This is a genomic window from Nakamurella antarctica, assembly GCF_003860405.1.
GTDB classification, from domain to species: Bacteria; Actinomycetota; Actinomycetes; order Mycobacteriales; family Nakamurellaceae; genus Nakamurella; species Nakamurella antarctica.
The window spans coordinates 830,877-842,803 of sequence record NZ_CP034170.1 but is presented as its reverse complement, the minus strand read 5'-3'; the positions used below and the strand labels follow the sequence as shown (position 1 = coordinate 842,803).

Sequence of the window (11,927 nt, the reverse complement as noted above, 5' to 3'; positions counted from 1 at the left end):
CGGCGGTTAGGGGTCTTACCGATTCCCGGGCGGTTCTTCCGGGAAATCAGAGGTAGCTCCGCCGACTTCATGGGGTTCTGTTGCCTGCTCCTGCGGTAGGGCTTCGCTCGCCTCAAAGGCCGGGGGAACCTTCTTCAGCTGTCGCCCCATCGACTTGATGAGGAAGTACAGAGCGACTGCGAGAATCACGACGATCAGGAGCGCTACTGGTGCTGCCTTGCCGAATTCGGGCCCCTTCCCCGAGTTGGGGTCAAAATCCCCGGGTTGCGGCGCCGCCAGATAAATCTGAGATAGCACCGAATGCAGCGTCATTCCCGCACCCCCGCGAAGAGATCGTTCTCCGGGGCCGACGTCGGAACACTGGCACGTGCTAACTCGTAGTCATCGGTCCGCCAGACCTGCTTTTCAAGCTCGTGCGGCACCGCAAACCAATGCGCATCCGGGTCGATCTGGGTCGCGTGCGCCTTGAGCGCGTCGTCACGATGCTGAAAATAATCGGCCACATCAATGTGCGTGGTGGCGCGCTCGTAGGGATCCGGGCGCGGGTTCTCCGTGAACCGGGTGATCCAGTCCGCATAGGGTGACACGACCCCGGTAGCAACGACCGCGTCATTGATCGCGATCATCCGCTTCATCGAGAAGCCGACGTTGTAATAGAGCTTCGATACTGTCCACGGCTCGCCGGCGTCGGGGAAACGCGCGGGGTCACCGGCGGCCTCGAATGCTCCTAGCGATACCACGTGGCAACGGATGTGATCCGGATGCGGATACCCACCGGATTCGTCGTACGTGGTCATAACCTGTGGCCGGAATCGTCGAATGATGCGGACTAGCGCCTCGATCTCCTCCTCGGGATCACGGTGGGCGAAGCAGTTCTCCGGCAGATCCCAAGTCGCGGGATCACCCTCGTGGTACCCCGAGTCTTCGTAGCCGAGCCACTCATGGGCAACGCCTAGGATCTGCGCTGCCGTCGCCATTTCCTCCCTGCGCAGTTCAGCAATGCCCTCCATGTCAAGGTGCAGGTCCTTGAAACGCGGGTTCAGCAAGTCGCCCCGCTCACCCCCTGTGCAGGAAACAACCATCACACCGATACCGTCGGCAGAATACTTGGCCAGGGTGGCCGCGCCTTTGCTCGACTCGTCGTCGGGATGTGCGTGTACGGCCATCAGCCGCAAAGGTGCCGCTGCGGCGCTTTCGTTCCGGTCACTCAAGGTGGACAACTTCCTGCTAGTTCCAGTGCGATATAGGTTTTTTCGTACTGATGGAGGGCTGGAGTATGGCGTCGTGACGGGGCGTTACCCGAATCGAGCCAGTCCTACCATTCTGCCCCTCCTATTCTGCCTGCTGCGCTTGCTGGACCCGAAATGACGAGTCCAAGCCGGAGTCGTACTCGCGAGTGCGCAGCGCCCCCTTCTGGCTCAGTTTCACGCGTCTTCCGCCATCTCGCATGGCTGCAAGGAGCCTGCGTGTTACCCTTGGGTACAGATCCACGGCCCCGTCAGCGGGGCCGTCTGTGTTTGTAGTGGGGCTTTTGCGAAGATTTCGGTGTGCGAAGTCCGCCCCCCGCTGCGATGCAAACCCTGATTTCTCACCACCCTTCACCACACCCGGTGCGGGGCTGATCGCGTAGGTGCGCAAAGGAGTGTGCGATGAACGGAAAAGCCGTTACTTGGCTGACCCAGGATGCCTTTGATCGATTGAAGGCCGAGCTCGACTCTCTGGTTGCCGAGCGTCCCATTATCGCCGCCGAAATCAACGCGCGACGCGAAGAAGGCGACCTGAAAGAAAACGGCGGCTATCACGCTGCGCGCGACGAGCAGGCCAAGCAGGAGAACCGTATCCGCCAGCTCCAAGAACTGATGCGCGACGCTGAGGTCGGCGTCGCACCGCCCGACGACGGGGTCGTCGAGCAGGGCATGGTTGTCACCATTGCGTATGACGATGGCGGCACCGACAAAGAAACTTTCCTGGTCGGATCCCGCGAAGAAGGCGCCCATGGCGAGCTTCAGGTGTACTCCCCCAGTCACCGCTGGGCCAAGCAATTCTCGGTGCCAGCACCGGAGAAGCCCGCGAGTACACACTGCCCAACGGCAAAACCCAGAAAGTCGTCATCATCGAAGCGCACCCCTTCAGCGGCTGAACGCACCGTCTGAGAGGTCGATTACCGCAGCTGATCCATCCCGCGGCGGTAATCGACCAAGGGTGGCCAGAGACAGCGCCAGACTCACGCGCGCTGGCGGATGGTGAACCCCGCCGCCGAAACCGCCTCGGCGAGCTGCTGCGCGTGGTCGGCGCCGCGACATTCCAACCGCAGGTTCACTTCAACATCACCCAACGCAAGGGTCGAGCCTTGGCGGGAATGGAATACGTCCACAATATTGGCGCCCATCTCCCCTACCAACGCGACCAAACGCGCCAGAGAACCAGGGCGGTCGGGAATATCAAGCTGAAGCGTCAAGAACCGACCCGCAGCCACCAGTCCATGTTGGGCAACATGCAGCATCAACAGTGGGTCGATATTGCCGCCGGAGAGGACGGCGACGACGGGAGGGGTGAAACTTTCCGGCTGCGCCATGATGGCCGCAATGGCCGCCACGCCCGCCGGTTCGACGACAAGTTTCGCCCGTTCCAAGCACAGCAACATTGCCTGGCTGAGCTGGTCTTCGCTAACAGTGACAATCTCGTCCACAAACTCGGTGACATGGCGGTAGGTCAGGGCCGTCGGCTCCCCTACCGCGATGCCATCCGCCAGGGTGGACATCTGGGTGAGCCGTACGGGGTGACCCGCAGACAACGACTCCGGCCACGCAGCAGCCTTTTCTGCCTGAACCCCGATCACCTTGATGTCGGGGCGCAGTCCCTTCAGGGCAGCAGACATGCCGCTGATCAAGCCGCCGCCGCCCATCGCCACGACGACGGTCGCGGCTGTGGGCAGCTGTTCTAAAATTTCAAGTCCCACGGTCCCTTGTCCGCGCAGCACGTCGGGGTGGTCGAATGGGTGCACGAGCACGGCGCCGTGTTCAGCTTCGAACGCCCGCGCCTCAATCAGCGCCTCATCCAGGTTGGCGCCCGTGAGGTGCACCGTAGCCCCATAAGCTCGGGTGGCGGCCAACTTGGCGATCGACGCCCCCACCGGCATAAACACCGTCGAGTGCATGCCGAGAAGTGACGCCGCCAAAGCCACCCCCTGTGCGTGATTGCCAGCGGATGCGGCCACCACGCCAGCGGCCTTTTCGCACTCGTCGAGCCGCGAGATTCTGGTGTACGCGCCGCGAATTTTGAAGGAGCCGGTGCGCTGCAGGTTCTCGCACTTCAAGTGCACAGGACCGCCCACCTTGAGCTCAAGTGGACGCGATGACTCCATGGGGGTGTACCGAATGATCGGCTTCAGCAACTCCGCAGCCGCACGAATTTCCGGCACAGTAACGAGTTCCATGGATGACACCCCTTTCAGCGCAGCGACGTTGCGAGCGCGGTACTCCTATTATTCTGCCTGAAACCCGATTCGTCCGGTTCGCACTAGTCGAGTGCGTCTTTCAAGTCGGCCAGCAGATCCTCGATAGCTTCAATTCCCACCGACAACCGAATCAGGTCTGACGGCACCTCCAGATCAGAACCAACGACACTGGCGTGCGTCATCAAACCGGGATGCTCGATCAACGACTCCACCCCGCCCAGCGATTCCGCGAGCGTGAACAACCGGGTGCGAGAAACCACCTTGACCGCCTCTTCCAGACCGCCGACGACGGTGAAGGACACCATCCCACCGAAGCGCAGCATCTGTCCCGCAGCAACCTGATGGCCCGGGTGTTGTTCCAGCCCCGGGTAGTAGACCGTGCCTACCTTCGGATGCTGCAGCAGCATCTCGACGATCTCCTCAGCGTTGTCGCAGTGTCGGTCCATCCGCACGGCCAAAGTTTTAATGCCGCGCAGCGTCAACCAGGAATCGAACGGCCCCGCGACACCGCCCATGGACTTGAGGTAGAATCCGAAAGCGTCACCCAATTCCGGATCGTTGGTGATCAGAGCGCCACCGATCACATCCGAGTGGCCACCGAGGTATTTGGTGGTCGAATGCAGGACCACGTCAGCGCCGAGCCCCAACGGTGTTTGCAGGTAAGGGGTCGCAAAAGTGTTGTCCACCACGAGCTTTGCGCCGCTGGCATGGGCCATTTCGGCTAGCGCGGCAATGTCGGCGATCCCGAGCATCGGGTTGGTCGGCGTCTCCACCCAAATCAACTTGGTCTCGGGGCGCAGCGCTGCCTGCACTGCGTCCAGATCAGCCAGCGGCACGGCGTCATAACTAATCCCCCAGGGCTTCAGGATCTTGTCGATCAAACGAAAGGTCCCGCCGTAGGCGTCGTTGGCCATAATGAGATGGTCTCCGGGCTTCATCATCGCTCGGAGCGCGGTATCGGCCGCAGCCATCCCCGAGGCGAAGGCGTATCCGAATTTGCCACCCTCGAGCGACGCGAGGGCCGTCTCGAGCGCCGTACGCGTGGGGTTGCCGGCTCGGGAATAGTCGTACCCCGCCCTGGTCTCCCCGGCCACATCCTGCGCGAATGTGGAAGTCTGATAAATCGGGACCACCACTGCTCCGGTCACCTGCTCGGGATCTTGACCGGCGTGGATGGCGCGGGTGGCAAAGGAATCAACGGGTTCAATGGTCATAACACCCAGGTTATCCGGCTCCGGCACTACTGTGCGCGCTGGCCTGATCGCGGTTGGCTCTTACATCAGTGGGCGATGTAGCTCAACAGATCTGCTCGCGTCAGGACCCCCACCGGCTTACCGTCGTCGATCACCATCAGAGCATCGGTGTTCTCCAGTGCCGCTCGCACCTCGGCCACGCCCATACCAGCCCCGATCAGCGGGAACGCCGGGCCCATGTGCAGTTTGACCGAATCCGTCATGGAGGCTTTGCCGGTGAAAAGCGCCGTCAAGAGGTCCCGTTCAGTCACCGATCCGACCACTTCACCGGCCATGACGGGTGGCTCTGCGTTCACTACCGGCATCTGAGATACGCCGTACTCATGAAGGATGTGCACTGCGTCACGCACGGTTTCGCCGGGGTGTGTGTGGACCAGCGCGGGGAGGGAGCCCGACTTCGACTTCAGAACGGTATCGGCGGTTTCTGCCACGTGCTCGTTGAGGAACCCGTAAGACGACATCCATCCGTCAGAGAAGATCTTGGACAGGTAACCTCGCCCGCCGTCGGGAAGGATGACCACGAGGACGTCATCTTCGGTCAGATCTTTAGCAACCTCCAGCGCGGCCGCGACAGCCATCCCGCAAGAGCCGCCGACCAGCAAGCCTTCCTCGCGCGCGAGGCGACGGGTGATTTCGAAGGAGCGGGCATCTGAGACCGCGACGATGCGATCGGTGACTGTCTTGTCGTAGGCATCCGGCCAGAAATCTTCGCCGACGCCTTCGACGAGATAAGGACGTCCGGTGCCGCCCGAGTAGACGGACCCTTCCGGGTCGGCGCCGATCACCTGGACTTTGCCGCCGGATTGATCCTTGAGGTACCGACCAGTGCCGGAAATGGTGCCGCCGGTGCCGACACCAGCGACGAAGTGGGTGACCTTGCCATCCGTATCAGCCCAAATCTCAGGCCCCGTCGACTCGTAGTGCGAGGCCGGGTTGCTGGGGTTGGCATATTGGTTAGGCTTCCAGGCGCCCGGAATCTCGCGCGTCAGTCGGTCGGAGACGCTGTAGTAGGAGTCGGGATCCTCCGGCGCGACCGAGGTCGGGCATACCACCACCTCGGCGCCGTAGGCCCGTAGGACATTCCGCTTGTCCTCGCTGACCTTGTCCGGGCAGACGAAGACACACTTGTAGCCACGTTGCTGCGCGACCAGAGCGAGCCCCACGCCGGTGTTTCCACTTGTTGGCTCGACGATGGTGCCACCGGGCTGGAGCTCGCCGGAGGCCTCCGCGGCCAGGATCATCTTGAGTGCAATCCGATCCTTCACGGATCCGCCCGGGTTCACGTATTCCACCTTCGCCAGGATCAGCGGCTTGAGCCCGGTGGCCAGCGAGTTAAGGCGAACCAGTGGCGTCCCGCCGACCAATTCGATGACGGAGTTGGCGTAGCGCACAGTAATTCCCCTTTTGAAGACGATATGGATGATGTGCAGGTGTGTGGCGTGAGTCTGGGTGACGCTCGACGTCGAGGCGCGGAGCGAATCCCCGCTAGGTTATCGCTCCATTCCCCACAAGGCCGAGTTCGCTAGCAACGCGGTGGAGCTGTTCGTCGATTTCGGCGCGCGGAACCCCTGCATCGTGCGCGTCCGCGACGAGAACAATCAACTGATCGACGAGGGCATGAGCGCCCACGTCCGGCACCTGCAGTGGGCTGCGTCCCAGGCGCCCCGCGGTCAAATCAGCGAGCGTTTGCAACCGATCCCTCAGCGCACCGGCCCTGCCGTTGAACTTCCATGACGACAAAGACCAGACCCGCAGCCGCCGAACAATGTCGGAGAGCTGCGAGTCTGGTCTTGTCACAGGACTAACCATCGAGTGCGCACGGTAGCCGCGCGTTTTGGCTGGCTGGGAAGGGTTAGTTGGATCGCAGATAGCTGAGTAAGCGCAAGATCTCCAGGTACAGCCAGACCAGCGTCACCATCAGGCTGAAGGCGAAATACCAGGCCATGGTGGCCGGGGCGCCTTGCTTGATGGCACCTTCGATGGCATCGAAATCGAGCAAAAAACTCAGCGCTGCGACCACGATGATGACCAGCGAGATGATGATGCTGAGCGTTCCGCCGTCACGCACGCCCATATCAAAGCCGAGCAGCCTGGCCACTAGATTGACGATGAGGAGGCTAACGATGCCGATCATGGCACCGATGATCATCTTGGTGAACTTCGGGGTGACGCGGATCGCCCCGGTCTTATAGACGACCAACATCCCAATAAATACGCCCATGGTGGCGGCGAGGGCTTGGAATCCGATTCCCTCGAAACCCCTGATGCCTTCGAAAATTCCGGTGATGCCACCGAGGAATACGCCCTCAGCCACGGCATAGGCCAGAATCAGCGCCGGATTGCTCGAGCGCTTAAAGATGACGATCAACGCGAGCACGAATCCGACGATGGCGGCTGGAATTACCAGGCTGTAGATCCCGGGAACGATGGCCGATTTTTGCAAGTAAATCGTTGCCAGAGCAGACAGCAGGGCCACGATCACTACCGTTGCCGTCTTGGCAACGACGTCGTCGACCGTCAAATACCGCTGCGCCGCTGGCGATGTGGGCGGGGTGAACGACGGCTGGTTGTACATGTCCTGCAGGGTCGCCGCAGATGCGGCGGGAGTCGTGAAACTCCGCAGCGCTGGGTTGGTGCTCTTATTTGCCACTGTATTTTCCTCCATGGACCGATTCGGCCTGAGCTGGGTGATGCTATTGAGACAACGCATGCACGGGGGCAAAAGGTTCCCCCACCCCTCCATCCTAGGTGTGAAGTTCGGGTATGGCACGATCCGGTAATCACTCAGAATGAATACTGGCCCAGCCACCTGCTCAGACAACTCCGGGCGGCACGGCCGCAACGACGAGGAGACGCTCACATGTCGCAGGCAAAATTCAGTCCGAATTTTGGTCAACGCACCTACCGCGGGCTGACCAGCACCCGTTTCGCCCAACGGTGGTGGGTGGCAATGGGAGCACTGGGTTTATTGATCGTGTCGGCCTGTGCCAGTGAGGTCGGCGGCACGGCTATTGCTGAACCCGGGGCTGTCCCCACCTCAAAGACAATCTCCAGCCCCACCAGTGCCACCCCATCGAAGTCCTCGAGCTCCTCCGGTTCTACGAGCGCTACAGCGGGCACCACACAAACGACAACTTCTAACTCGCCGACTTCCGAGCCAACGACGGAGTCGTCTGATCCACAATCGTCTGCCTCGGATGACGGATCGGGCCTTCCGCCGGAGGGCAGCGAAGGCCAGACACCCCCCGGCGCCGTCCTCAAGCTGACCGATCCGGCCACTTTGCGAATCGAGTATTTTGATACCGGGATCTTCACCTTTACCGGTTTCAGCATCGTGCAAGGCACCGCCGAGGATTGGGTGAAGTACGGTGTCGACCCGGCGACCACGGTGGGTCTGCTGCCGTGGGTGGTGAGGGTGACTGTCAAGCAAGAGGCGGGACCGCTGACCTTTCAGTACTCCTCGGTGGAGAGCGATATCCGAATAATTACCGATCAGGGGCGCGAGCTGAACTACAGTACGGCGTACGGCTCCGACGATTGTAAGGGCGACTACTACACCGACGCGTATGTCCTCGGGGACTCCTACACGACCTGCACGATCTACGAAGGTGACGATCGCGCCAAGGTCGTCAAGCTCGAGTGGAACGGCTCCTACGACGGTCCCTACTACGACAACCCGGTGACGTGGACCGTCGCCTAATCTCGCTTCCTGGAGACGATAACCGGTGGTTCGAAGGCTTGAACCTGCGGTAGCGCCACCCCGAGGAGACAGACCTGAACGAGCGCATGGGCTCCGGAACACCCTTGCGCTAGGCGCGAAGTGCCCTGGTCGGTGGTTAACACGTTCGGGTTTCCGTGTGCACAGATTCTGCGGCCGTCGAGAATCTGAGGGTCGAACCACGCCCCCGTCGGAAGCTGTACCACGTCGCGCCTGATCGTTTCGGTGACCTGCACGCCTGCCAGACACTCGCCCTTATCGTTGAAAACGCGCACCACATCGCCATCGGTGATGCCTCTTTCTTTGGCGTTATCGGGATGCATCCTCATCCGTTCCCGACCGGACACTTTGTGGGCCATGCTGATTTCGCCCATGTCCAGTTGGCTATGCAGCCGTCCAGCCGGTTGATCAGCGATCAGATGGAGCGGGAACTTCTGGGCTAGCGGCGATCCCAACCACTCCTCTGGTTCGAGCCAGGTGGGGTGTCCCGGGCAGTCGTCGTAACCAAAGGAGGCGACGACGGGCGAGGAGATTTGAATCAAGCCGCTCGGGGTCGGGAGCCGGTGTGCCACCGGGTCGGCTCGGAACTGACCGAACATCACGTGATCTCGCGCGCTGTCAGCGCCCGGAACTCGCACATCCCCGTCCTGCCAGAATGTTTCAAAGTTCGGCAGCTCCGTCGGTTGTGATCCACCAACTTCTACCGCCCACGTGGAATACATCTTTTCCAACCATTCGCGCGGGGACAGGCCCTCGGTAAATTGTTGTGCGAACCCGAGCCTGTCGGCGAGGTCAGTAAAGATAGCGAAGTCGTCGCGCGCTTCACCCACCGGCGAGAGGAGGGCGTGCATCGCGATGACATGGCTATCTTGCCTGCTGCCACCGATATCCTCCCGTTCTACGGAAAGCGTGCAGGGCAGAACGATGTCGGCATGTTTGGCCGATGAGGTCCAATACGGCTCATGCACCACTACGGTGTCCACCGCGCTGAACGCGCGCTCAAGCCTGTCCAGGTCTTGGTGGTGATGGAAAGGGTTGCCGCCCGCCCAGTACACCATTTTGACATCCGGGTACCGCCGGATTTCGCCGTTGTATTCGAACTCCCCACCGGGGTTGAGCAGCATGTCGCTCACCCTGGCCACGGGGATAAAATCGTCGATGGGGTTGGGGCCCTGAGGGAATGCTGGCAGAGGCGTCATTCCGCGGCCCGCGCCCACATCGCCCATGGACCCGTAGCCGTGGCCGAAACCGCCTCCGGGCAAACCAATGTGGCCGAGCAAGCACGCAAGGTTCAGCGCCGCCCACATCGGCTGCTCTCCGTACTTGGAGCGTTGAAGCGACCAGCCAACGGTGATAAACGTGCGGCCAGCGGCCATGTTTCGGGCGAGCTCTCGAATCTTGTCTGCGGGGAATCCGGTGATCGACTCCGCCCACTCCGCTGTTCTTGGAGCGCCCGTGCTCAGGCCGAGCACGTCATGAGCGAACTCGTCGTATCCGTCTGTGTATGTGGCGATAAACCCTTCATCCACCAAGTTTTCGACGATCAGCGTATGCGCGAGCGCGAGCATCATTGCAGTATCGGTGGCTGGAACTATGGGCCACCATTCCACCTGGGAGTCCGCTGATTCAGCGCCCTTAAGATCAGGTTTGATCGGGGTCACCGCCACAATTCTGGTGCCGGCCGCAACCACCTCTGCGATGCCGGGGCGAGCATTGTGTACCGTAATTCCGCCCGGGACAACCGCCATGTTTTTGGTGGGGATGCCGCCGAAAGCGACTATCAGGTCGGTGTTGTCGGCGAGCTGCTGCCAGTGGGTGTGCTTCCGGTACAACTCAAAGGTGTTACCCAACAAGTGCGGGAAAATTACTTCGGAGCAGCCGGTTGAGTACGAGTTCACGCCGGCCACATAACCCCCGGCTTGCTTCAGGAATCGGTGCAGCTGGCTCTGCGCGTGGTGGAACCTTCCAGCGCTGGCCCACCCGTATGAGCCCGCATAAATGGCCTTATTGCCGTGGTCGGTGCGAACACGATCAATTTCGGCGGCGAGGAGGTCGAGTGCTTCATCCCATTCAAGCTCGACGAACTCTTCGCTCCCTCGGCGGTCCGCCGGGCCGGGGCCGTTTTCTAACCAGCCGCGGCGAAACGACGGTTTGGTAACCCTGGAACGGTGGGTGACCGTGGAGGCGATATTTCCTAGCAGCTCCGATGGGTCGGGGTCGTCACGGTGTCCGGTGATGGCAGTGATCCTGTTGCCCGTCACCGTTGCGGTGTACGAGCCCCAGTGCGTCATGTTGTTGCCAGTGCTGGACAAGCGAGCCTCCTTCGGTGCGGTTGAATTCTATAGCCGGTATCCGGCGTTCCCGGCACGAACTTCAACGGCTGCTCACCGCGTCGACGTACCGCCATTGGCCGCCCTCGCGAGCAAACCGACTGTTTTCCACAAGGCAGCCCGTTTCCCGTCCCAGGCGGTACGTGGCGCGAAATCGCACGGTCCCCGCCGACTCAAGCAAACTAGAGCCGCTGGTATCCAGAATCTCCAGCTTCGTCCACCGTTGGCGTGCATCGAGGTCGATCTCTGCTGGCCTGGTGGCGCTATGCCAACTCAAGCGCAGGTAGTCGGCCAGGCCCAGCGCGAAAGCGCTGTAGCGGGAGCGCATCAGCTGCTCCGCCGTCGTCGCGACTGTGTGTTGTTGATGCAGCGGGCCGCAGCACTGCCCGTACGTATAGCCGGTTCCGCAGGGGCACTGCGCGTCCTGCTGACGTTGTTTCATCAGACTTCCTACTTTTGCTCGGATGGAAGCTCAGCGGCCGCGGAACCCCGCTGCAGGCTCACCGCAATCGCGGCCACCACCCCCAGAACTGGCAGTGCTGGCGCAAACATCGGTGCGTAGGCGAGGAGCAACGAGCACAGCAGCGCCCCCATCGAAAGGGCGCCGATGACGAAAATCCGCGCCACCGTCGCATGGTGCCGAGAGTTGGCCGCATCCTCGATCAGCGAGGTCAGCGTTCCGGTGACGAAGGTGGTGGTAATCCCGGAATGCCCCGCAATACGCCTCGAAGCCGCCGTCTGAACGCCCATTGAAATCGCGGAAGTGATCAGAATGATCGTTTGGGTCATCTCGTTGGGCGTCGCCGATTCCAGCATCCACGTCACCCAAATCGCAGATTGCATCAGGGCAACCAAAACGAGTAGCGGGTAGGGCCCGGGTTCCGGCTTGCCCGGCTGGGGTCGTCCGTTGCGAAAAGAAAGGTAGAGCCCGAGCGCGAAGGCCGCACAGGCCGCCGCTGCATGAATGGCGCTGCGCTGGTAGTCCGGCCGTCCTACAAGCCCGAGCAGCACTAGATTTCCCGTCATATTGGCCGTAAAAATTCCGCCCAGTCCAAGGAAAGCGATGGCGTCGACCGCGCCGGACGTGATGGCCAACAGCACAAGCACTGGCCTGTTGTGTCTCAGGTTCCGACGCACTGCTGGTCCCTTTTCATGTGTGTTTCCGAATT

At 61.4% G+C, this 11,927-nt stretch carries 11 protein-coding genes and 1 pseudogene; 2 read left to right on the top strand and 10 right to left on the bottom strand.

Annotation, left to right across the window (positions count from 1 at the left end; all coding sequences use genetic code 11):
- Positions 1-15 precede the first annotated feature (15 nt).
- Together EH165_RS03645 and mca are read right to left on the bottom strand one after the other, a co-directional pair.
- Complete coding sequence (locus EH165_RS03645) at positions 16-312, bottom strand: hypothetical protein (RefSeq protein ID WP_124798072.1); 297 nt, start codon at positions 310-312, stop codon at positions 16-18.
- Entirely contained in the window at positions 309-1,211 is a 903-nt protein-coding gene (mca, locus tag EH165_RS03640) for a mycothiol conjugate amidase Mca (RefSeq protein ID WP_239020685.1), read from the bottom strand. The genes EH165_RS03645 and mca overlap by 4 nt, the downstream gene beginning before the upstream one ends.
- Before the next feature lie 438 nt (positions 1,212-1,649).
- Here mca and greA point away from each other — a divergent pair.
- A pseudogene (gene greA / locus EH165_RS16745) lies at positions 1,650-2,140 on the top strand (transcription elongation factor GreA).
- Positions 2,141-2,224: 84 nt separating this feature from the next.
- On the opposite strand, the gene ilvA reads toward greA, so the two are convergent.
- The 5 genes from ilvA to EH165_RS03610 form a co-directional block, all read right to left on the bottom strand.
- Positions 2,225-3,436, bottom strand: a complete 1,212-nt coding sequence (gene ilvA, locus EH165_RS03630; protein WP_124798071.1) for a threonine ammonia-lyase — start codon at positions 3,434-3,436, stop codon at positions 2,225-2,227.
- Positions 3,437-3,519: 83 nt separating this feature from the next.
- The gene (locus EH165_RS03625; RefSeq protein ID WP_124798070.1) at positions 3,520-4,671 is read right to left on the bottom strand and encodes a cystathionine gamma-synthase; all 1,152 of its coding nucleotides are present in this window, start codon (positions 4,669-4,671) and stop codon (positions 3,520-3,522) included.
- 65 nt (positions 4,672-4,736) lie between these two features.
- Positions 4,737-6,101: a cystathionine beta-synthase gene (locus tag EH165_RS03620; RefSeq protein ID WP_124798069.1), complete on the bottom strand. Its 1,365-nt coding sequence runs from the start codon at positions 6,099-6,101 to the stop codon at positions 4,737-4,739.
- 94 nt (positions 6,102-6,195) lie between these two features.
- On the bottom strand, positions 6,196-6,507 hold the full coding sequence (locus tag EH165_RS03615; protein ID WP_124798068.1) for a hypothetical protein: 312 nt from the start codon (positions 6,505-6,507) through the stop codon (positions 6,196-6,198).
- Positions 6,508-6,562: 55 nt separating this feature from the next.
- Positions 6,563-7,360, bottom strand: coding sequence for a Bax inhibitor-1/YccA family protein (locus EH165_RS03610; protein WP_239020684.1), 798 nt, complete (start codon positions 7,358-7,360; stop codon positions 6,563-6,565).
- A 210-nt stretch (positions 7,361-7,570) separates the two neighbouring features.
- Between EH165_RS03610 and EH165_RS03605 the strand changes: the two genes are divergently transcribed.
- Positions 7,571-8,410, top strand: coding sequence for a hypothetical protein (locus EH165_RS03605; RefSeq protein WP_124798066.1), 840 nt, complete (start codon positions 7,571-7,573; stop codon positions 8,408-8,410).
- Here EH165_RS03605 and EH165_RS03600 read toward each other — a convergent pair.
- The 3 genes from EH165_RS03600 to EH165_RS03590 all read right to left on the bottom strand — a co-directional run bounded on the left by EH165_RS03600 (position 8,407) and on the right by EH165_RS03590 (position 11,895).
- Positions 8,407-10,740, bottom strand: a complete 2,334-nt coding sequence (locus EH165_RS03600) for a molybdopterin-dependent oxidoreductase (RefSeq protein ID WP_206426083.1) — start codon at positions 10,738-10,740, stop codon at positions 8,407-8,409. The genes EH165_RS03605 and EH165_RS03600 overlap by 4 nt on opposite strands.
- Positions 10,741-10,801: 61 nt before the next feature.
- Positions 10,802-11,200: a YchJ family protein gene (locus EH165_RS03595; protein ID WP_124798065.1), complete on the bottom strand. Its 399-nt coding sequence runs from the start codon at positions 11,198-11,200 to the stop codon at positions 10,802-10,804.
- Between the two features lie 8 nt (positions 11,201-11,208).
- Positions 11,209-11,895 (bottom strand): YoaK family protein, encoded by a 687-nt coding sequence (locus tag EH165_RS03590; RefSeq protein WP_164479111.1) that lies wholly within the window; start codon positions 11,893-11,895, stop codon positions 11,209-11,211.
- Positions 11,896-11,927 lie beyond the last annotated feature (32 nt).

What these genes read in the sequence shown, in the direction of transcription:
- EH165_RS03645 (WP_124798072.1), bottom strand. Translation starts at nt 312, where the DNA reads ATGACGCTGCATTCGGTGCTATCTCAGATTTATCTGGCGGCGCCGCAA.
- EH165_RS03595 (WP_124798065.1), bottom strand. Translation starts at nt 11,200, where the DNA reads ATGAAACAACGTCAGCAGGACGCGCAGTGCCCCTGCGGAACCGGCTAT.
- EH165_RS03605 (WP_124798066.1), top strand. Translation starts at nt 7,571, where the DNA reads ATGTCGCAGGCAAAATTCAGTCCGAATTTTGGTCAACGCACCTACCGC.
- ilvA (WP_124798071.1), bottom strand. Translation starts at nt 3,436, where the DNA reads ATGGAACTCGTTACTGTGCCGGAAATTCGTGCGGCTGCGGAGTTGCTG.
- EH165_RS03625 (WP_124798070.1), bottom strand. Translation starts at nt 4,671, where the DNA reads ATGACCATTGAACCCGTTGATTCCTTTGCCACCCGCGCCATCCACGCC.